General features: G+C 40.1%; 18 protein-coding genes. 9 read left to right on the forward strand and 9 right to left on the reverse strand.

Features of this window, described 5'->3' with window-relative positions:
• Positions 1 to 206: 206 nt before the first annotated feature.
• From NCWK1_RS19310 to NCWK1_RS19320, 3 genes are all read left to right on the forward strand, one after another.
• On the forward strand, positions 207 to 1,163 hold the full coding sequence (locus NCWK1_RS19310; protein WP_103125843.1) for a response regulator: 957 nt from the start codon (positions 207 to 209) through the stop codon (positions 1,161 to 1,163).
• Between the two features lie 80 nt (positions 1,164 to 1,243).
• Positions 1,244 to 1,936 carry a bifunctional demethylmenaquinone methyltransferase/2-methoxy-6-polyprenyl-1,4-benzoquinol methylase UbiE gene (gene ubiE, locus NCWK1_RS19315; protein ID WP_103125844.1) on the forward strand — a complete coding sequence of 231 codons (693 nt, stop codon included), beginning with the start codon at positions 1,244 to 1,246 and terminating at the stop codon, positions 1,934 to 1,936.
• Between the two features lie 112 nt (positions 1,937 to 2,048).
• The gene (locus NCWK1_RS19320; protein WP_103125845.1) at positions 2,049 to 3,290 is read left to right on the forward strand and encodes a DUF445 domain-containing protein; all 1,242 of its coding nucleotides are present in this window, start codon (positions 2,049 to 2,051) and stop codon (positions 3,288 to 3,290) included.
• Between the two features lie 21 nt (positions 3,291 to 3,311).
• Here NCWK1_RS19320 and NCWK1_RS19325 read toward each other — a convergent pair whose 3' ends face one another.
• From NCWK1_RS19325 to topA, 6 genes are all read right to left on the reverse strand, one after another.
• Positions 3,312 to 3,887, reverse strand: coding sequence for a Uma2 family endonuclease (locus NCWK1_RS19325; protein ID WP_103125846.1), 576 nt, complete (start codon positions 3,885 to 3,887; stop codon positions 3,312 to 3,314).
• 78 nt (positions 3,888 to 3,965) lie between these two features.
• Positions 3,966 to 6,677, reverse strand: coding sequence for an HD family phosphohydrolase (locus NCWK1_RS19330; protein ID WP_103125847.1), 2,712 nt, complete (start codon positions 6,675 to 6,677; stop codon positions 3,966 to 3,968).
• Between the two features lie 202 nt (positions 6,678 to 6,879).
• Positions 6,880 to 7,818 carry an ADP-ribosylglycohydrolase family protein gene (locus tag NCWK1_RS19335; protein WP_103125848.1) on the reverse strand — a complete coding sequence of 313 codons (939 nt, stop codon included), beginning with the start codon at positions 7,816 to 7,818 and terminating at the stop codon, positions 6,880 to 6,882.
• A gap of 132 nt (positions 7,819 to 7,950) precedes the next feature.
• Positions 7,951 to 8,403, reverse strand: a complete 453-nt coding sequence (gene aroQ, locus NCWK1_RS19340; RefSeq protein WP_096584450.1) for a type II 3-dehydroquinate dehydratase — start codon at positions 8,401 to 8,403, stop codon at positions 7,951 to 7,953.
• Positions 8,404 to 8,427: 24 nt separating this feature from the next.
• Complete coding sequence (locus tag NCWK1_RS29660) at positions 8,428 to 8,526, reverse strand: DNA topoisomerase I (protein WP_162491113.1); 99 nt, start codon at positions 8,524 to 8,526, stop codon at positions 8,428 to 8,430.
• A 359-nt stretch (positions 8,527 to 8,885) separates the two neighbouring features.
• On the reverse strand, positions 8,886 to 11,540 hold the full coding sequence (gene topA, locus NCWK1_RS19345) for a type I DNA topoisomerase (RefSeq protein ID WP_103125849.1): 2,655 nt from the start codon (positions 11,538 to 11,540) through the stop codon (positions 8,886 to 8,888).
• 438 nt (positions 11,541 to 11,978) lie between these two features.
• On the opposite strand from topA, the gene NCWK1_RS19350 reads away from it, so the two are divergent.
• The 3 genes from NCWK1_RS19350 to NCWK1_RS19360 all read left to right on the forward strand — a co-directional run bounded on the left by NCWK1_RS19350 (position 11,979) and on the right by NCWK1_RS19360 (position 14,431).
• Positions 11,979 to 12,272: a hypothetical protein gene (locus tag NCWK1_RS19350; protein ID WP_096584454.1), complete on the forward strand. Its 294-nt coding sequence runs from the start codon at positions 11,979 to 11,981 to the stop codon at positions 12,270 to 12,272.
• Positions 12,238 to 13,326 carry a DUF6745 domain-containing protein gene (locus tag NCWK1_RS19355; protein ID WP_245894948.1) on the forward strand — a complete coding sequence of 363 codons (1,089 nt, stop codon included), beginning with the start codon at positions 12,238 to 12,240 and terminating at the stop codon, positions 13,324 to 13,326. The genes NCWK1_RS19350 and NCWK1_RS19355 overlap by 35 nt, the downstream gene beginning before the upstream one ends.
• Before the next feature lie 199 nt (positions 13,327 to 13,525).
• Positions 13,526 to 14,431, forward strand: a complete 906-nt coding sequence (locus tag NCWK1_RS19360) for a DNA-methyltransferase (RefSeq protein WP_096584456.1) — start codon at positions 13,526 to 13,528, stop codon at positions 14,429 to 14,431.
• 43 nt (positions 14,432 to 14,474) lie between these two features.
• Here NCWK1_RS19360 and NCWK1_RS19365 read toward each other — a convergent pair whose 3' ends face one another.
• Positions 14,475 to 14,687, reverse strand: coding sequence for a hypothetical protein (locus NCWK1_RS19365; RefSeq protein ID WP_015113380.1), 213 nt, complete (start codon positions 14,685 to 14,687; stop codon positions 14,475 to 14,477).
• 673 nt (positions 14,688 to 15,360) lie between these two features.
• Between NCWK1_RS19365 and NCWK1_RS19370 the strand changes: the two genes are divergently transcribed.
• Both NCWK1_RS19370 and NCWK1_RS19375 read left to right on the forward strand, forming a co-directional pair.
• Positions 15,361 to 16,503 (forward strand): SGNH/GDSL hydrolase family protein, encoded by a 1,143-nt coding sequence (locus NCWK1_RS19370; protein WP_096584458.1) that lies wholly within the window; start codon positions 15,361 to 15,363, stop codon positions 16,501 to 16,503.
• A gap of 5 nt (positions 16,504 to 16,508) precedes the next feature.
• On the forward strand, positions 16,509 to 16,871 hold the full coding sequence (locus NCWK1_RS19375) for a DUF4864 domain-containing protein (RefSeq protein ID WP_096584460.1): 363 nt from the start codon (positions 16,509 to 16,511) through the stop codon (positions 16,869 to 16,871).
• Positions 16,872 to 16,897: 26 nt separating this feature from the next.
• Here NCWK1_RS19375 and larE read toward each other — a convergent pair whose 3' ends face one another.
• A complete protein-coding gene (gene larE / locus NCWK1_RS19380) occupies positions 16,898 to 17,728 on the reverse strand; it encodes an ATP-dependent sacrificial sulfur transferase LarE (RefSeq protein ID WP_103125851.1) in 831 nt (276 codons plus the stop codon).
• Between the two features lie 71 nt (positions 17,729 to 17,799).
• On the reverse strand, positions 17,800 to 19,602 hold the full coding sequence (gene hrmK / locus NCWK1_RS19385) for a hybrid histidine kinase/response regulator HrmK (RefSeq protein ID WP_103125852.1): 1,803 nt from the start codon (positions 19,600 to 19,602) through the stop codon (positions 17,800 to 17,802).
• A 190-nt stretch (positions 19,603 to 19,792) separates the two neighbouring features.
• Between hrmK and NCWK1_RS19390 the strand changes: the two genes are divergently transcribed.
• Positions 19,793 to 20,659, forward strand: a complete 867-nt coding sequence (locus tag NCWK1_RS19390) for a branched-chain amino acid ABC transporter permease (RefSeq protein ID WP_096584466.1) — start codon at positions 19,793 to 19,795, stop codon at positions 20,657 to 20,659.
• The last annotated feature ends 6 nt before the right edge of the window (positions 20,660 to 20,665 follow it).

Genomic DNA, 20,665 nt, shown 5'->3' on the forward strand with positions numbered 1-20,665 from the left:
GATACCTGATCGGCAAGTCTTATTCTAATCTTTAACAGCGAACTATCTATCACTCTACCGTCAAACAAAATTATAGGTTATCAATAGTACACATAAGTTCTGTATGAGAACTGATCAGTACCTTCACGCAAGGCTTACGCACTATAAATCAACTAAGCTTGGTGTGGAATATAACAATATAGTGAATTATTTACAGGAATTATCTCATGGATAATCCCACGCTTGAAATAAATACAAGTCGTCGGCAAACAGCTACTTTAGAAAGAGCAAAAAAACTCAAAATATTGGTAGTCGATGATGAGCCAGATAATCTCGATTTACTTTATCGGACTTTTCGGCGCGACTTTCATGTTTTAAAAGCTGATAGCGGTATTAATGCTCTAGAAGTTTTGGCAACGGAAGGAGAAGTAGCAGTTATTATCTCCGATCAGCGAATGCCAGAAATGAAAGGTACTGAGTTTCTGAGCAAAACTGTGCCGCAGTTTCCCGATACAGTCAGGATTATCCTCACTGGCTTTACTGATATTGAAGACTTAGTAGAAGCGATTAATGCGGGACAAGTCTACAAATATATCACCAAGCCTTGGGATCCAGGAGAACTGAAGGCAGTAGTCCAAAGAGCCGCAGAAACTTATGACTTGTTGAAGCAACGCACAGAAGAATTGCGTCGCGCCAATGCTCAAATGGCGTTATTGTCTGTGTTAGTCCAAGTCACCCAAGCCGCAGATACTTTAGAGTCAATTCTTGAACCAATAGCTACAGCCTTTAGTGATAGTTTCGCTGCTGATGGCTGTATTTTGCAGCTAGTGGAAGGACATGAATTAGCGTCTGTTCAAGGTTCTTATAGCCGTGTTGGTACTACTGTCAACTGGCTAGATCAAGACCCCTTGGTAAGTGAAGCGATCGCTACAGGAAAAGTCCAAACAGCTTTAAATGTAGCTAAAGAGCCTAAACTTGCTGATATATCACACTATCAAGATACAGGTGTCCAAGCACATTTAGTTATTCCAATTACCTACCGCAATGGTATGTTAGGTGTGTTGTCACTCCAATGGCAACAACCTTGCTCTTTGCGAGAAGATGAACTGAACCTGATTAATTTATCAGCTCAATTAGTAGCGATCGCCCTTACTAGCAGTCGTTGCTATCAAGGGCAAATTTAGTCAAGCGTCCATAGTCCATAGTCCAGAGTGAGGTTATGTTGACTCTTGACTATTGACCATTGACTTTTGACTATTCACCAATGACTAATGAAATTCGCGCCATTTTCGACAGTATTGCTCCTGTATATGACCAGCTAAATAATTGGTTGAGTCTGGGACAACACCGGATATGGAAGGAAATGGCGATTAAATGGAGTGGTGCTAAAGCGGGACATACTTGTATCGATTTGTGTTGTGGGAGTGGTGATTTAGCGTTGCGTTTAGCAAGGCGTGTCGGCAACACAGGACAAGTGTATGGCGTAGATTTTTCACCTAACCTACTGGCGACTGCTCAAGAACGCTCTCAACAACAATATCCCCAACCTGCCGTAACTTGGGTAGAAGCTGATGTTCTCAATTTGCCTTTTGAGGATAACCAATTTGATGCGGCGACAATGGGTTATGGGTTAAGAAATGTAACGGATATTCCCCAAAGCCTGAGAGAGATTCATAGGGTGCTGAAGCCAGGTGCTAAGGCTGCCATTTTAGACTTTCATCGACCGAATAATCCGCAGTTACGCGCTTTTCAACAATGGTACTTGGATTCTATGGTTGTACCAATGGCTGAAAATCTGGGATTAAAAGAGCAGTATGCCTACATTAGCCCCAGCTTAGATCGTTTCCCTAGAGGAGATGAACAAAAAGAACTGGCCCTGCAAGCTGGTTTTGCATCAGTTACACACTACCCCATTGTGAACGGTATGATGGGAGTACTGGTAGTCAGTAAATTTTAGATGAGAGATGGGAAATTTGGAATTAGCTCTGCTGGCAAAGAAGCACAAGTTGTCCAGAAATTAACATCTTTGTCTAAATTTTCACATTCAAAATTGGCAAGTCCAAAATCCTGTGGATTGGTCTCATCTTTGGCTTTATGTCTCTCCCCCGATATTGGGCGGGGTAATTGGCTATTTCACAAATGATATAGCCATCAAAATGTTATTTCGTCCCTACCGAGCAATTTACATTGGTGGACGACGCGTGCCTTTCACACCTGGTTTGATTCCTCGCAACCAGGAACGTTTGGCTAAAAATATTTCGAGTACTATCATGGGGTCGCTGCTAACCCCAGATGAATTACAAAATCTGGCACGGCGCTTGTTACAAACAGAGCGAGTCCAATCAGCTATTTTGTGGTTGTTACGTTTGGCAATTGACCAAATAAAAGCAGATAAAGACCAAAAAAGTGCCAAAATTGTGGCAGGAATTTTGCGTGATTTGTTAGGCGAGTCTTTACCACGATTGTTAAAAGTTTTAGCAAGGCGGGAAGACTTTTTAGAAGCACAAATCAATCAAATTTTTGATCAAATCCTGCTAGATTTACAACTAACTGACGAACAAGCTACGCGTTTAGCTGATTGGTTATTGCAGACAGTTTTACCTCCAGATGTTTTGCGTCAGGCAATAATTGATTTTTTAACCGATCGCACAATTCAAATTATCGATGAAAGCTTCCGCGAAAAAACTAGCGGTACTTATTGGGTAGTAGCTAATTTGTTTGGCTTACGCAATACCCTCACCCGACTGAGAACTTTTTGCTTGGATGAGAAAGAAGCAACTAATGCTCGTTTGCAAGAATTAACCCAAGATTTGCAAGTGCGCGATCGCCTGAAAAAAATTCTGCAAAATTTATCTTTACAAAACTTACCAATTGGTACAGTCAGACAGTTACGTAAAACCACCCGCGAAACTGTCCGTCAATATATTCAAACTAGTGGTAGTGATTTATTACAAGGATTCACTGATTCTGTGAATTGGGAAAATATTGCTACACTCCTGCTAAATCGGCTGAGTGCTTCACCTGTTGTCAGTTCTTCTCTAGAAGTTGTCAGCTTAGAATTAGCTTTGATTTTAGAACGTTATTTAGAAAAAGATTTAGAAGCGATTGTGGCGCAAGTGATTCCTATCTTGTCAATCGACCAAGTAATTATTGACCGTGTAAAGTCAACTTCTCCTGCTGATTTAGAAGCAGCAATTGAGGGAATTGTCAAAAATGAACTACAGGCAATTGTCACTTTAGGAGGAGTATTAGGTTTTGTAGTCGGTTTATTCCAGACAGTATTTTTAATCTTGAGTCAGCAGTCATTATAAATATAAAATTGAAGCGAACGCCTAACTCAAAATTTGGGCTAAATCCAGAATAAACCCTGGCAAAATATCTTCTCCACTCAAGCTAGTCGGAGATTGTAAAATCTTAACTTCTTGCCCTAATTGGTAAATTTCTACCCGTTGATTTTGCGGATCAATCAGCCAACCTAGACGCACACCATTCTCAATGTATTCTTGCATTTTGCGTTGTAGTATTTGCAGGCTGTCTGTAGCAGAGCGTAACTCTACCACAAAATCGGGAGCCATAGGTAAAAACTTGGCAGGATCGGGATTTAAAGCTGTGATTCTTTCCTTTTGTACCCAAGCCGCATCGGGAGAGCGTGTTGCACGATTAAGCAGAATGAAAGCTGTGGAAGAATCAAACACTAAGCCTGTACCATCAATATCTGCCCAGTTACTCAACCTTTGGTTTAAACGGCTATTGCGATTTCCACTTTCCCATCCTGTGGGCGGCATAATAATTATTTCTCCTTGGGCTGACCGTTCAAAACGTAAGTCTTGATTATTTTGACAAATTTCAAAAAACTGATCGTCTGTTAACTCAATAGTGGGGCTGAGGTTGAGAATCAAAGCAGTCATATTTGTTCCTCAATCTTGATAACTTTAGCCTAACAGTAAATTATTGCTAATATGGTCATTTATCATTTTGACCATTGACTACTTATTGCTAACTTTTAACTTGGGATAAACAATGCGTTTATGATGAAATTGCTGCCAAACTTCCACAAAAATTTGGGCAATTTGGGTCATTTCATCTCGTGTTAGTCCTGAGTCTTGTAGTTGATTGTCCTGCCATCTGGCACGCAAAATATTATTGAGTGTGGTTAAAGCTTGTTCTGGTGTAACTTCTTTGAGCGATCGCAGTGCGGCTTCACAAGCATCTGCTAACATGACAATTCCGGTTTCTCGTGACTGGGGAATTGGGCCGTCGTAGCGAAAATCCGCTTCATCTAATTTTATACTGGGGTCGGCTTGAGCTTGCTGCTGTGCTTGATGATAAAAATAAGCAATCAGCATTGTACCCTGATGTTCGGGAATAAACGCTTGAATTGCTGTTGGCAACCAATGTTTACGTGCCATCACTAACCCTTCACTAACGTGCTTTTTAATAATTTCGGCACTTTTCCAAGGGTCTTGAATTTCTGTTTCGTGTTTATTTGGCCCACCCATTTGGTTTTCAATAAAACCTAAAGGATCGTGCATTTTACCAATATCGTGGTATAAAGTCCCAGCCCTAACTAATTCAACATTACACCCTAATTTTTTCGCCGCAGCTTCGGCCAGAGTGGCCACAAATAGGGTGTGTTGAAAGGTTCCTGGGGTTGCTGTGGCGAGTTTTTTTAATAAGGGGCGATTGGGGTTCGCCAGTTCTGCTAACCGAATGGGAGTAACTAAATCAAAGAGTTTTTCTAAATAGGGACTTACGCCCAAGGCGACGATACTCCAAGCTAAACCTGATAAAGTGAATAATCCGGCTGCTTGAAAGACCATGTACCAGCCTGTACCAAATGCTCCACCAAAGAATAAACTCAAAATTAGGTAAAGGCTGCCTTGAGTTGCTGCAATTGCTACACCTAATATTGCTAATTCTTCCCGCGATCGCAATCTTTGGGCAATGCAACTACCTAATATTCCTCCAGTTGCACCAGCCAACAACGCTATCTTACTGACTTCCAAACTTGTGGGTATAACTAGCAACAACAGTCCGATAACTGTTGTACCCAAAATCGGGCTATAAAAACTCCCTAATAGTAAACCAACGCCACTCCAGGTAGTATGAACTATCCCCATTGCGAGCGCGCCAGGGGTACTCAAAGTTAGCAGTAATATTAATAGGCGATCGCGTTGTCGTAATCGATGTTTGTTGTGCTTTTCTACCCACACAAAAATCCCGATTGCACCTGTAATTATGACTGCTAACTTCGTTAACCCTAGCCAATTATTTTCCCGACGAATTAATTTATACTCTTCTAATACATCAAACTGCCAATCAGTAATTTTTTGTCCTTTACGGACAATTACCTCACCTTGCTTCACATTGACTATTACAGGTAAAACTCCTTCCATTGCTTGTTGCGCCTGGATGCGAGTTTTTGCTTCATCTTTTTTTAAATTGGGTTTTAAGACTGTCAATAACAGCTTCGATGTTAAAGCTTCAGCATCTTTTGGCACCAAATCTTGGACATGTATACTTACCGCCTTTTGTAAAATCTGATCTGGTAGTCCTTCGGGAATACCTTGAGTCAAAATGCGATCAGCAATTTGGCGAACTTGTGTATATGTAGATGACCAATCATCATCTGATAAATCTAAGATGACAGTTTGTTGATAAATTGTTTGTGGATTAGCAGTTTCTAACTGTAAAAGTTGCGCCTTTGCTTGGATATATCGTTGGCGAACTTGAGATATTTGCTGCACCAATGACAGTAAGTTTTGTGCTGAGGTGGTGATTCGGTAAGCGTCTAACTCTCCTACTACTAGTTGAAAGTCTTTACTTTGGGTGGTATTACTAGGTTTAGGTTGCTCAGAGGCTAGAGACTGGGTCAGGTTGAGAGAATTAGGTTCAGTCAGAGAGTGGTTTTGCTCAATGGGTGAACCTGTTGCTGACGGAAATAAAGGAAGATATTTGACAGATTTCTGTTTTTGTCTAGTTTGATTTTTTGGTAAAAGCTCTAATTTCTGTTTACTCTGATTTTCGACGGCTGCTAGTAGTGCTTTCCATTCGGAGTCAGAACAAGCACGTAAATATTGCTGGGTAGGTAAGGATAAAGCTGCGGTGTCCAAAAAAGGAAAAGACCCAGCAACAGAGCGAATTTCATTACCTTGGTCGAGAAGTTGTTGCAAGTCTTGGTTAATCTTGGCGGTGGTCGAAGTATCGACCATTAACACTGATGTAGAACTTTTACTAACAGCTTTACGTCTAGCTTCAGTTTGCTGTTTATTTTCAATATTGATAGAGTAGGGGGCTTTGAAAGTTTGTGGTGCGTAGGCTCCTATTTGCAGTTGGGGTTGGTTGTATAACTTATGACCTAGCACTCCTGTCAGAGATACAACTGCGATCGCAAAAACCACAGAAGAACGTTGTTCATGTACCCAGCCTAAACCGACTGCATTAATTCCAGTCTGAGTTTTGATCGATTTTGCCATTGATCTGGATACCGTTGCTCGTTTATGTTGTTTGCTGTGGTGGCTGAATTTGCACAAAAACCGAGGAAAATTATGGAGAATATTGGTTTGAGGTTGGCCTCGGCCGCTTTGGCTATTTTGACGTTTCTTAACTAGCCAACCCACTGGGCGATATCTAGCTGTAGAACACCGCCAGTCAGTTAAGTGCTGGGTTAAGGACTGAAAAAATGGCTGCTTTTTCATTACCTCTGGCTGCTGACTTTGATAGGTCAGAACAAAATTTTTTTAATAAACGTTTAAGCTTGAGTCGGAATTAGTTGACCAAGATAATTTGAAATATCTGCTGACAGAATCAGGTTGAGGTAAAAATTGAAATGAAACTAGAAAAACAATCAGTATTAGTGTTGCTGAGATTGATCAGGATTAATTGCTGTTTGGCGCTAGATTAACGTGTCCGAATAACCCGTGGCGCTGCAAAGACAGAAACAGAATTTTGTTTGTCAAGGATCATATATCCTTCTTGGGGAAATTGTTTTGAATGTAGGGATAGGTTATACACTCCTGACCATACAGCTAAAAGTGCATCGGTCAATTCTAACATTTGTGGATAATTGACCAGTATCCCAGTAGAGTTATCGGTTGATAAGTGCAGAACTCCCCACTGGGGAGGAATCCCAGCTGTACTGTTGTAGGCTCCCGATAAACTACCTGCGATCGCACCGATAATTGGCGCAGGTAAAATTCTTAGTGAATTGTGATTTGCCCGCAAGACTGTCAAACGGAAGTCTTCTATGGTACTCAGAAAGCAGTAAAATGCTATGGCGATCGCCGTACTAGTTTTGTCTTCTGTACTTAACTCTGCTTTGACTTTTTCTAAGCCAGCATGATTTGTTAACAAATCATTAACTTGTAATAATTTTTTTGGGAATAGTGTTGGTGTCTCGCCAACAAAACTAATTATTTGGGTTATGAGGGTTTGAGGATTTAATTTTTCAGTTAAAGATAGAGCGATCGCATATCCTACTGCTAATATTCCATCTCGTACAACTGGGTCATTTCCCCAAAGTTGGTACGTATACAACAACTGAGATCGCAACTTTAGCGGATTGTCATGAAAAAAAAGTGCCACTGGCAAAGTGGCTAAAATAATTTCTGAAATGATACTCTTACTAAGATTTAAGTTAGGTAGTTCTTTTTGCTGACGCTGTTTCCAGTCATCTAAATCTAATTTGCCTAATGCAATGAGACTTTCCGTCCCCAGAACCATTAATTTGCCAATCTCAGAGAAAGCTTGAGGTGTTTGCTCTCCAGATTTGGCTAAATTTGCACCTAATAAAGCCCCTAATAAAGTACCTCTAAATCGGCTGAACAGTGAATAGCGCATATCTAAAGTATGAAGTATAAAGTGTGAAGTCTGAAATTTCAGCCTTTACAATTTATAGCAGTCGCAGCATAAATTAGGGCATTTTTAATTACTCAAAACTTAGCAGCAACTGAATTTATACTCAGCGCTTTGCTATACTTCATCCTTTCGCAAATGATGCACTAAAGCCTGTAAGCCTAACAAATAACTTTGTTCGCCAAAACCGCTGATTTGTCCAATAACGACAGGCGCGATATAAGAATGATGACGAAAATCTTCTCGACGGTAAATATTGCTGAGGTGTACTTCAACTGTGGGTAAATTAACTGCTGCGATCGCATCTCGTAATGCCACACTCGTATGTGTATATGCTCCAGCATTAATCAAAATTCCCTGGTATTTACCTAAAGCTTCATGAATCGCATCTACCAAAGCTCCTTCATGATTAGACTGCATGGTAAAAACACTCGCTTGTACCTGCGCCGCTTTTTCTTGTAATAAACGGTTAATTTCAGCTAAAGTTACAGCACCATAAATTCCTGGCTCTCGCTGTCCCAGCAAATTTAGGTTTGGCCCATGCAGTACCAAAATGCTTAAAGGTTGCACCCTCAATTTTCAGTCCCTTCCGGTTTAACGACGACGGGAGCGTTCATTTACAGGAATCGGAATCAGTTCCGGTTCCGGTTCAGCTTCTGGCCCAAGCAGGGCTTCAATCAGCTTGCGTGCCATTTCCTTCAGCTTTTCCAGTACCTTTTCTATATAGTCCATGAACTGACCGCTCCTGAGTTACTACCTATTGTAATTAAAAGCCATGCGGAAATTGGCTTTATCTTACACGTTTTGCTGCTAAATTGGCTAATCCAGAATTTTTGATTACTGGCGTTAGCCATTTTGAAAATTTCCAGTTGTGATTTCCCTTACTTTTTAGAGTATCACATCAGCAACCTAATGAACTGCATTTAGCTAAGGATGGGTATGTTGTGGAAATAGTCAAGGGTCATTAGTCAATGGTCAATGGTCAAGAGTCATTGATCATTAGTTATGATTTCTAGACTATGGACTATAGACTTTTGACTCTTGGCTAATAACTAATTGGATGAATCATTCTTTTTGGCAGCAGTCTTGGATGACTTGGCGGTTGATTTAGCTCCTGAGCTAGTTGTTTTGCTGGTTTTGCGGGTAGATTTTTTAGATGAGGAAGTTTTACTAACTAACAATTCCAGAGCTTTAGATAGTGTCATATCTTCCACCGACTGTCCTTCTGGCACACTCACATTAGTTTTGCCATGCTTAATATAAGGGCCGTAAGGGCCATCGTAGATATTCACGGGTGAATCATCTTCTGGATGGTTCCCCAATTCCCGTAAGGCTGCTTTAGATTTGCTGTTAGCAGAACTGCGCCCTTTTTTGGGTTCTGATAACAATTCCAATGCTCTTTCTAAAGAAACTGTTAAAACATTATCCGCTGCTTTTAACGACCGATAATCTTTACCTTCTTTTCCTTGGTCATGAACTATGTAAGGGCCATAGGGGCCGATACTAGCTTGGATTCTGCCACCTGTAGCTGGGTGGGTTCCCAAAACGCGGGGAAGGGCTAAAAGACCAACAGCTATTTCTAGAGTGACATTTTCTTTCGGCACATTTTTGGGAATGGAGGCTTGTTTTGGTTTAGGATTTTCTTCGGTTTTGTCACCCAATTGGACATAAGGGCCGTAAGTGCCAATTTTGATATAAATCGTCTCACCTGTTTCTGGATGGCGACCGAGTTCGTCAGGGCCTGTAGTTTTTTGCTTCAGCAAAACTTCTACCTGTTTGGGGTCGAGGTCAGCTGGTGTTAAATCTTTCGGAATGGATGCGGTGACTACACTTTCACCATTTTCCACTTCTATATAAGGCCCATATTTGCCGATGCGGACTTTCGCGTCTAAATTTTCTAATTCTACGGTTCTTGCTTTAGTCGCATCAATTTGACTTTTCTGTTCTTTGACTAGGGTTTCTAAACCTTTGTCACCTAAATAAAATTCCCGCAGGTAAGGTAGCCAGTTAGCTTCACCGTCAGCAATATCGTCTAAGGTTTGCTCCATTTTGGAAGTAAAGCTGGGGTCGACAATATCCGGGAAGTGTTTTTCTAATAAGCTGGTGACTGCAAAGGCGGTGAAAGTCGGAATTAAAGCATTACTCACCAATTGGGCATAACCTTTATCAATAATTGTCCCAATGATGCTGGCGTAGGTACTCGGACGACCAATACCTTCACTTTCTAAGGTTTTCACCAAAGTTGCTTCCGTGTATCTGGCTGGTGGTTGAGTTTCGTGATCAACTGCTTCCAGTTCCTTACAATTTGGATGATCCCCAACTTTCAAGTGGGGCAAAATAATTTCTTGGTCTTCTAGCGCGGCTTCGGGGTCGTCAGAACCTTCGACGTAGGCGCGTAAGTAACCAGGAAAGTCTATGCGTTTACCAGAGGAACGGAAACCAGCATCTTCAACTTGCAACTGGACTGTAATTTGAGTTTGGCGAGAGTCTGCCATTTGACAAGCGACGGTACGCTTCCAAATTAAGTCGTAGAGGGCTAATTCTCGACCGCTTAAACCTGTTTCTTGGGGTGTGCGGAAGGTGCTACCTGCTGGGCGAATGGCTTCGTGGGCTTCTTGTGCGCCTTTAGATTTGGTGGTGTATTGCCGGGGTTGGGGACTGAGATATTGCTTACCGTAAAGCTTTTCTACACAGTCACGGGCAGCTGCGATCGCCTGTTCTGACAAATGCACCGAGTCTGTACGCATATAGGTAATATACCCTTGCTCATACAAGTTTTGAGCAATCCGCATCGTATCCCGTGCCGACAGCCTCAGTTTCCGGTTCGATTCTTGTTGCAAGGTTGAAGTGGTGAACGGTGGCGAAGGCTTGCGAGTGACCGGGCGTTCTTCGATGTCTGTGACATTCCAGGTTTTCCCAGCCAGTCTTTCTTTCAGCGCTACAGCCTCCGCTTCTTTAAGCAACACAACATTCCGCCCAGCCGCAATTTGCCCTGTATTGGGGTCAAAGTCATTGCCGTTCGCTACTTTTGTGCCGCCCAATGTCACTAACTGGGATGTAAACGGTGCTTTGCCCTGTTCTAAGTACGCTTTTAGATCCCAATATGTCCCTTCACGGAAGGCGCGGCGTTGGCGTTCTTTTTTCACCAATAACCGCACAGCTACCGACTGTACCCGCCCCGCAGATAATCCCCAGGCGATTTTTTCCCACAGTAAGGGAGAAAGGGTATATCCAACTAACCGATCTAAAATTCGCCGTGTTTCTTGGGCGCGGACTAACTGCTCATCGATATTTCGGCAGTTTTTTAAAGCTTTTTTAATCGCTTCTTGGGTGATTTCGTGAAACACCATCCGCTTGGTAGGAACCTTGGGCTTAAGCAACTGGTATAAATGCCAACTGATGCTTTCTCCTTCGCGGTCTTCGTCAGTTGCCAAGATGAGTTCAGTTGCTTCTTTCAGGGCATCTTTCAGCTGGGTAACAATTTTCTTTTTGTCTTTGGGGACAACATACACCGGTTCAAAGTCTGCGTCCACATTTACCCCTAACTGCGCCCATTTTTCACCTTTGATAGTGGTGGGGATTTCACTTGCTGACTGGGGTAGGTCACGGACATGACCCATAGATGCTTCTACCCGATAGTCCTTTGGCAGGTAGTTACGAATGGTACGAGCTTTTGTGGGAGATTCGACGATGACGAGAGTTGACATGGAAATTTTTTAAAAAAGATAGCTGTTAAGCTAAACAGTCAAGTTGGGGCAAGTTCTGTGAAATGTCAAGAGAAAATTTCGAGCTTGAGGGCTTTGATTTCATCCTTACACAAACTGCTTGTGAGTGCGAAAATCGCCAAACTTCAGGTGCAGTCTTTCCTAAAGCATAGGATAAAGAAACGTTGGATATAAATTTCCAACTATTTCCATCTTTAACTTATCTCAGGCATAATTGGCGACTACTGTGGGCAAAATACCGCTGAAATGTAATGCTACTCTACTTTTTAGAGTTCCTTGAGTTTGAAGCATTAGTATTGATAGTAATTGATTTTCTCTGAGTAGTATGCTGCTCCCTTTATATTTTTATAGGTTATGCCAAAATCAGACTTGAGATGAAAACAAGGTAGGGTTAATTCTCTGTTACTAAGAGTTAAGACTATGAAAGCGATTCGTCAAGGTGATGTTATTTTACTGCCTGTGCAGCAAGTTGATGGGCAAAAACTACCTCATTTAACTTTGGCAGAAGGGGAAGTGACCGGACACAAGCATCGAATTAGTCAAGGACAGGCAGAATTATCGCAAAAGGATGGCAATCTTTATTTACGTGTTTTGTCGGAGACAGCGTTGTTGACTCACGAAGAACATCAGGCAATTCCTATCCCTCAAGGTAACTGGATAGTCAAAATTCAGCGTGAGTATGAGCCGGAAGGTTGGCGATATGTCGCTGATTGAAAAACTCACACCTGAGCAAGAGGCTTTGATTCCGGTTTATCGAGATAAGTGGCGACAAATTGCGCTTTCTACTGAACGGATTGATAGAGAGAAAGCGGCTGAAGCTGTGAAAGCTGTTTATCAATTTATGGATTTCGATGAGCCTGAAATTTTGTTTTTCGATAGTCCTTATGCAGCTTTGAAAGAATTTTCTTTACAATTATATAAGTCTTCATTTAACCAAAAAGCTTATAAAATAGACAACATAATACTTCGTTCAATCAGAAATCAGATACACTTTCAAATAGAAAGTAAAAAAATAGCTTTTTCACTTTATCTAGAAATTATTAATTATTTAAAGATAAATATAAGTCCAATATTTAGTGTATTCATATTGGATAAATTTAATAAAGATATTTATAATCTTCATCATAAAGAATTTAGAGTTTTTGACTTAAACTATATAGCCTCAGAATCACGGGTTGCTGAAGCTAGTTATATTGATTTTTGTATATCTGAGTTGAATTGTAATTCCCATCTGCAAGAATGGTTTGTTTACCAAAATCTAATTAAAAATTGTGGTTGGATATTTCCTGATGAGCGTATAGCAATTGTATGCGATCGCCCAATTCACATCCGCTTCGATAACGAAAATCGCCTCCACGCTGAAGGTGAACCAGCAATTGAATATGCTGATGGCTATAGCCTTTACTCTTATAACGGTGTCACCTTGCCGGAAAAATACGGCAAGATTCATCCACAGGAATGGCAAGCTCAATGGCTATTAACAGAAACAAATGCTGAACTGCGGCGCGTGTTAATTCAGGGAATTGGTTACAGTCGCATTTGCCAAGATTTACAAGCTATTGAATTAGATAATTGGGCTGGATATACCCTTTTAAGAATTGATAATGATTTTATTGATATTGAACCAATTTTGTTATTAAAAATGACTTGTCCCAGTACAGGGTTTATTCATGTTTTACGTGTTCCCCCAAATATGGTGTCAGCGCGTGACGCAATTCGCTGGATAAATTGGGGGCTTGAGCCAGATGATTTTATAATAGAAACTTGAAAGGTATAAATTTAATGAACCTCTCCCCAACCCCTCTCCGACGCGGAGAGGGGCTTAAATATAATTAGTGTTTATGTTTAGCGAAAATAACATTTTAAAGCCTCTCTCCTTGCAGGGGAGAGGCTTGGAGAGGGGTTTAACAAATTTGTGGAACTAACGTTAAATTAATCAATAATATAGTTACTAATATTTATCAATTTTGGCAACTGAACCAGAGAATACATCACAATCTATTAATTTCACACCTTACTATACTCAAAATTACGGCTCAATTTATTTAGGCGATACTCTGCAACTAATTAAATTTTTGCCAGATAGCAGTGTTAACCTAATTTTGACATCGCCGCCGTTTGCTTTGACTCGCAAAAAAGAATATGGCAATGAAAGCGCGGAAAAATATATTGAGTGGTTTCTGCCTTTTGCTTATGAGTTTAAAAGAGTTTTAGCAGATAACGGCTCATTTATTTTAGATTTAGGTGGTGCTTATCTTCCAGGTAATCCGGTACGGAGTCTTTATCAATACGAATTGTTGCTGAGATTGTGTAAGGAAGTCGGCTTTTTTTTAGCGCAAGAATTTTACCATTACAACCCATCACGACTACCTACCCCGGCTGAGTGGGTGACAATTAGAAGAATTCGGGTAAAAGATGCGGTTAATGTTGTTTGGTGGTTATCAAAAACGGCAAACCCCAAAGCAGATAATCGAAAAGTTTTAAAGCCTTATAGCCAAAGTATGCAGCGATTACTCAAAAATGGCTATGAAGCGAAAATGCGCCCCAGTGGACATGAAATTTCGGGTAAGTTTCAAAAAGACAATCAAGGTGCAATTCCACCAAATTTATTAGAAATTCCCAACACAGAGTCAAATAGTCTTTATTTACGTCGCTGTAAAGTTGGAGGAATTCAGCCCCATCCGGCACGGTTCCCTCAGGGGTTTGCTGAATTTTTCATCAAGTTTTTAACTGATGAGGGGGATATGGTTTTAGATCCATTTGCTGGTTCCAACACAACTGGTTTTGTAGCTGAGACTTTAAAACGCCAATGGATTTCTTTTGAAATTAATCAGGATTATGTTGTGGGGAGTCGTTTTCGGTTTGTTGAGTAGCCAAATCTATTGAGAGTCAAAGTTAAAACTTATTAATTTTTACTTAAATCTCTCCATCTACTTGCATTTTATGAACCTGATCTGCCAATTCTTGACGGTTTTGATCGTCAAGCTTATCAATCGCTAACATCCCCATGAGGATGACTTCTTTGAGAGTTAAACGAGTTGAATGTGCCTGTTTTTGCACAATCTCCTTAATAATCGGACTAACACCGATCGCTGTACTAGCTCTAGCCACAGAACAAATATATAACATTCAAGACACCGCCTAAATCTTAGCATTTCCCTCTAAGTTGTTCTATATATCTGTTATTCGATTTAACTTGACCCAAAAGAATAATTACTTATTTAAACGTAACTCCGCTATTTTAAATAGTTTTTCCCTGTATTTTTAGCTGTTTTTGCAGCCTGCTTTTTAAATTTATAAGTATATATTTATTAATGGCTAGATTTTTAACTCAGTACAAAAATGGCGATCGCTGGCAAAAAACTCTAACAACCTGATTAAATACATCTCTCTGAACAAACACTTAGGCAGAATACTGTCATCCAGCAGTAGAATCAATTTACGTGTATTTAATTACGTTAAAATCTTGGTATACTTAGATAAAATATCGTAAGCTACAGTAAATATATTGACTGATTAAGTCACAATATAAAGTATCTGCAAAGAGCTAACCTAACCAATTAACTAATTTCTAGAAATTCTGTAATGCTGCGGTAAAGTCATTGCAATTACTCAGAAACTTCTGTTTTTAGAAAAAGTTGCGTTAAAGAGATTATGAATTCCAAATGTAATCTTGTTAAACTGCTTTACAGTACTACTCAGTGTAAATAAAAATAATAACTTAACGAGAGAAATTCATCCTGAACACAGGTAACAAATGCTGTCATAAGGGAAAGTACTAAGTATGAGGAGATACAAAGCGATGAGGCACAATTATCTGTTGGCAGTAGGCTTGTTAACAGGATTGGCAATACCAGCATCGACGCTTCCACCTCTGTTAAACATATTGTCAGTAAATTCTAGTTACCTGTGGAATTCAAAACATCATTCGCTGTTAACAGTAGATCAAAAAAATCTTCCCAGTGTTGATACATCTTTACCAGAATTCCGCTACCAAGTTTTACAACATATAAAAAGTTCGCACTCAACAGTGGGTGAAAAAACTATTCCCAGTGTTGATATCTCATCAGAAAATTCGCCGTTGACAGTTGATAATAAAAACGTGTCCAGTCTTGATGAATCTTTACCAGCCATTAGTGAACCAGGATTTTTAGCACCAATAGAATCACTATTTAATCGCAGTCCCCAATCACCAAATCTGCCCCTAACCTCTGGTTATCAACTGTATTATCAAAGACTAGCGGCCTTAAAAACTGGTCAAATTTATACACGTAGATATGATGAATCCCCATCTTTTTCTGAGTCGAATAAACAGCACCAATTAACTTACGAAGATTGGAAAAGTTTATTAGCTTTAGAAGCTAAAGCTGTGACCAAGGGTCAAGGTAACAATCATCTAAGTATTATGGTTGGGGATTCTTTAAGTTTGTGGTTTCCCCCTGAAAAACTACCAAGTGGTAAACTCTGGCTAAATCAAGGTATATCTGGCGATACATCTGGTGGAATTTTAAAAAGATTGACAGCTTTTTCAGCTACCAGACCAGAAATTATTTACATCATGGCGGGGATTAACGATTTACGCAAAGGGGTAAACGATGAAACTATTTTGCAAAATCACCGCCAGATTATTCGCCGTTTGCGAAAAGAACACCCAAAAACGCAGATAATTGTCCAATCAATTTTGCCTACAAGCTTACCAACAATTTCTAATAGCCGAATTCGTCGGCTTAATTTTCAACTTTCCCTAATTGCTAAACAAGAGGGAGCAAATTATTTAAATATTCATGATTGGTTTACGGATTTTGAAGGCAATTTACGTTTAGAGTTAACCACAGATGGGTTACATCTTTCCCAAGAGGGGTATGATGTTTGGCGCTCGGCACTAGAACAAGTCGAGTATAAGCTGACTCAGGGTAAATATGAGAGATTGCGATCGCAGTTTTAAAATTTATGGAAATTAATGAGAGTGATGCTATTGCCATCCGTGCTGTAATTGAAAGCCAATTAGCAGCTTTTCAAAAAGATGATGCTCAAACTGCTTTTACTTTTGCCAGTTCGGGAATTCAAGAACAATTTCAAACTCCAGAAAGCTTTCTGCGGATGGTAATGCTGAATTACCCGGCTGTATACCGTCCTCGCTCAGTAGTTTTTGAAAAAATTACTACTATTCAAGAAAATATTACTCAGCCTGTGTTATTGCTGAGTCCTCATGGTGTACCTTTGAGAGCATTGTATTTTATGGAACAGCAACTTGATGATTCTTGGAGAATCAACGGTTGCATTTTAGTATCGGTAGAAGCGGAAATTATTTAATTATTTAGTCAATAGTCAAACCTGGATTATATTTTAGCTCCTAAAATTTCTTTATTTAAGACTTGATTTAACTTGCCGCTGCGATAACCTTCTAAGTCAAGGGTGACGTAAATAAAGCCAAATTCTTGAAATGCAGAAACCAGAATTGGTAAATCAATTGCTAAAACAAAATCTTTGATTTTTTCTGGTGCTAATTCAATACGTGCGGTATCACCTTCAGAACGTACACGCAAATTATCCCATCCGAGTTTTCGTAGATAAATTTCGGCTCTACCAACTCTTTGTAATTTAGCTACTGTAATTTCCTCACCGTAAGGAAAGCGGGAACTTAAGCAAGGTTGAGCAGGTTTGTCCCACCAAGGTAAACCAAGGTGTTGTGAGAGTTGGCGGACTTCTAATTTTGACACACCAACTTCTGCTAAAGGCGATCGCGCACCACGTTCTTTAGCGGCTTGAATTCCCGGACGATAATCGTGTAAGTCATCGGCGTTCACCCCATCCACTACATAGGGGTAGCCAAACTGGATAGCTAATGGTTTGAGAGTGTCGTGTAATTCACTTTTGCAAAAATAGCAGCGATTTACAGGATTTGCTGTGTAATTAGGATTTTCCATCTCATAGGTTTGAACAATTTGATGGGAAATCCCAATAGTTGCGGCTTGAATTTTTGCGTCTTCTAATTCTTCTGGTAACAGCGAAGGCGAAACTGCTGTCACAGCCATTGCGCGATCGCCTAAGACATCATAAGCAATTTTGGCAACCAAAGTGCTATCCACACCACCAGAATAGGCAATTAAGGCGCGTTCCATTTCGCCAAATAAGGCTTTTAATTGCTCTAGTTTTTCAGTTAATTTCATTTTGAATTCCTGACAAAAGCTTTACATTTCCCCACAAATTCCATTTTAGGGGTGTAAAGAAAATCTGTGTTTTAGCTGTTCTCAGTTGCTGACTCTTGAGGTGGTAATTTAATATACTTAGCTACCAAAGCCGCCAAAAGTGGTAAGTCCAGAGGTTTTGAGATATATTCATTTACTCCAGATACTATGCAAATTTCGCGATCGCCTTTCATCGCCATTGCAGTTTGAGCAATTACCGGAATCATGCGATATTCAGACTGCTGACGTAGTTGCTGCACTACCTTCAATCCGTTTTCATCTGGTAACTGAATATCAATTAAAATTAGTCCTGGTTTGTGTTGTGAAAGAATCGCCTTCATTTCTGTAGCATTTTTAATCCAAGTTACCTGATAACCCAACCTCTCCAGATAAGTTTGCATCAACTTACCATTAGGTAGATCATCTTCCACTAACAAAATGCTGAAGTTAGAACTAGGAACGACATCTGAAGATACAGGTGTAATATCTTCTGCATCTATTTGAGCTTGCCTATTTTCCTCCACTTCTGTGAGTGGTCTAACAGGAATGATAATAGTAAAACGCGAACCACAGTTAACATCCGATTCTACTTCCACAGAACCGCCGTGAATTTCCGCGAGTTTCTTCGTCACAACTAAACCTAAGCCTGTACCTTCATCACGAGTAGTTACAGAGTTAGCAATCTGAAAATAAGGTTGAAAAAGTTGCGCTTGGTCTGTTTTGGAAATTCCAATCCCCGTATCCCAAACTGTGAAACTGACAAATTCACCTTGAGGTACAACTTGTAAACCCACTTCTCCGGTACAAGTAAACTTAACGGCATTAAATAGTAAATTTAACAGCATTTGCTTGAGCCGTAAGGGGTCAGCAATTAAAGTTTTAACTGTAGAGTCTAGTTCTAAGTGCAGTTTTAAACCTTTGTTAGCCGCTTTCTCTTTGACTAATGCCAAAACATTACGACACAGTTCTGGTACATTTATTTCTTCTTGTTGTACTTCTAACTGATTGGCTTCAATTTTGGAGAGGTCTAAAATGTCATTAATCAGTGCTAACAAGTGTTTGCCACTAGACTGAATGATATTTAAATATTCTTGATGACGTTCTCTGGTTGGTTCGTAACCTTGAGCTAACAGTAAATGGGTAAACCCGATAATAGAACTCAATGGTGTGCGAATTTCGTGGCTGGTATTGGCCAAAAATTGATTTTTGAGTTGATTTGTTCTTTCTAGTTCTTGATTAGAACTCCCTATATTTTGAGAGAATTGCTGCCAAGATTGTATTTGTTTAAGTTGTACCAGAGCATCAGTACACTGTTGGGCGACTCTGGTGAATAATTGTGACTTAAGTTGTATCTGTGATGCTGTTAGCAGTTCACGCGGTGCTTTAGCAATAATTAACCAGCCAATAATGTCAGAATCGATGGTTAAAGGCCAAGCACTAGGCGGTTGCTGATTTACAAGATGTTGCAAATCCTCAATTTCCATCACCTGTGTCAATTTTAATTGCAGTTTTTTGCCTTTTTGAGGCACGACTTCTACGACTGGAGATGGAGAAGAAGAAATATAACCAACTTTAACAGATGTTGTTTGTGGTTGAGGTAGAGCGATCGCTACTCTACTATTGTTCAAAGCAATGTCGAGTTCATCGACCACTGTTTGAAAAATCTCAGCTTCTGTAGCTTCTACCTGTACAGTAGACGCAGAAGCTGAAAGTAGGTAATCATTCAGGCGACTTTGCAACTTGTTCAAGCTGCTCTCTAACCATAACTCCGCACGGAGTTGTTGAATTGTTGCCAACAGTGTTGGCGTTGTATCTACCTGTGAGTTTTGTTCTGGTAAGCTTGAATACTGCTGCATGGTCAACTAGACCGCTGAACAAGTTTAGCCTGGCGCAAAATTGCGAACAAGATTCTATGTATATTAGCTCACAAATCTTTATTGTTCACAAACTCTAACTTTTACTGTTTATGGTAACAGACGTAACAATAGTTTTTGAATAAATCACTCAAGTCTAATTTTTTTAGAGGAACTTATTTCGTAAAAAATCATGGATACACAAGTTATACAACTAATTGTTAATGGTATTGCTTTGGGGAGCATTATTGCTCTAGCTGCTGTTGGTCTGACTCTTACCTACGGGATTTTACGGTTATCGAATTTTGCTCATGGTGATTTTCTGACTTTAGGTGCTTATTTGACTTTGTTGGTAAATGCTGCTGGAGTAAATATCTGGCTATCAATGATTTTGGCAGTAGTAGGAACAGTTGCTGCAATGCTGTTATCAGAGAAGTTGCTGTGGTCAAAGATGCGCTTGATTCGTGCTACTTCCACAACACTGATCATTATTTCTATTGGTCTAGCCTTATTCCTCCGCAATGGCATTATCTTGCTTTGGGGAGGCAAAAACCAAAATTACAATGTTCCTGTCACCTCTGCTTGGGATTTGTTTGGTGTCAAAATCCCACAAAATCAATTGTTGGTGTTAGGTCTAGCCGTTTTAGCAATTGTAGGGCTGCATTATCTCTTACAAAACACGAAGATTGGTAAAGCAATGCGAGCCGTGGCAGATGATTTAGATTTAGCCAGAGTTTCGGGTATCAATGTTGAGCAAGTGATCCTTTGGACTTGGCTGATTGCTGGGACGCTCACATCTTTGGGAGGCAGTATGTACGGTTTAATTACAGCTGTGCGTCCAAATATGGGATGGTTTTTGATTTTGCCTTTGTTTGCTTCAGTAATTTTAGGAGGAATTGGGAATCCCTACGGAGCGATCGCCGCAGCTTTTATCATTGGTATTGCTCAGGAAGTTAGCACTATTTGGCTGGGTTCTCAATACAAACAAGGTATTGCCTTACTGATGATGATTTTGGTGCTGCTCATCCGTCCTAAAGGTTTATTTAAAGGCACAATTTGAGCAGCA

The organism is Nostoc cycadae WK-1 (genome assembly GCF_002897135.1).
GTDB lineage: Bacteria > Cyanobacteriota > Cyanobacteriia > Cyanobacteriales > Nostocaceae > Nostoc_B.

Coding starts and splice junctions, on each gene's coding strand:
- NCWK1_RS19310 (WP_103125843.1), top strand. CDS start 207: ATGGATAATCCCACGCTTGAAATAAATACAAGTCGTCGGCAAACAGCT.
- ubiE (WP_103125844.1), top strand. CDS start 1,244: ATGACTAATGAAATTCGCGCCATTTTCGACAGTATTGCTCCTGTATAT.
- NCWK1_RS19325 (WP_103125846.1), bottom strand. CDS start 3,887: ATGACTGCTTTGATTCTCAACCTCAGCCCCACTATTGAGTTAACAGAC.
- NCWK1_RS19330 (WP_103125847.1), bottom strand. CDS start 6,677: ATGAAAAAGCAGCCATTTTTTCAGTCCTTAACCCAGCACTTAACTGAC.
- NCWK1_RS19335 (WP_103125848.1), bottom strand. CDS start 7,818: ATGCGCTATTCACTGTTCAGCCGATTTAGAGGTACTTTATTAGGGGCT.
- NCWK1_RS29660 (WP_162491113.1), bottom strand. CDS start 8,526: ATGGCACGCAAGCTGATTGAAGCCCTGCTTGGGCCAGAAGCTGAACCG.
- topA (WP_103125849.1), bottom strand. CDS start 11,540: ATGTCAACTCTCGTCATCGTCGAATCTCCCACAAAAGCTCGTACCATT.
- NCWK1_RS19350 (WP_096584454.1), top strand. CDS start 11,979: ATGAAAGCGATTCGTCAAGGTGATGTTATTTTACTGCCTGTGCAGCAA.
- NCWK1_RS19355 (WP_245894948.1), top strand. CDS start 12,238: ATGAGCCGGAAGGTTGGCGATATGTCGCTGATTGAAAAACTCACACCT.
- NCWK1_RS19365 (WP_015113380.1), bottom strand. CDS start 14,687: ATGTTATATATTTGTTCTGTGGCTAGAGCTAGTACAGCGATCGGTGTT.
- NCWK1_RS19370 (WP_096584458.1), top strand. CDS start 15,361: ATGAGGCACAATTATCTGTTGGCAGTAGGCTTGTTAACAGGATTGGCA.
- NCWK1_RS19375 (WP_096584460.1), top strand. CDS start 16,509: ATGGAAATTAATGAGAGTGATGCTATTGCCATCCGTGCTGTAATTGAA.
- larE (WP_103125851.1), bottom strand. CDS start 17,728: ATGAAATTAACTGAAAAACTAGAGCAATTAAAAGCCTTATTTGGCGAA.
- hrmK (WP_103125852.1), bottom strand. CDS start 19,602: ATGCAGCAGTATTCAAGCTTACCAGAACAAAACTCACAGGTAGATACA.
- NCWK1_RS19390 (WP_096584466.1), top strand. CDS start 19,793: ATGGATACACAAGTTATACAACTAATTGTTAATGGTATTGCTTTGGGG.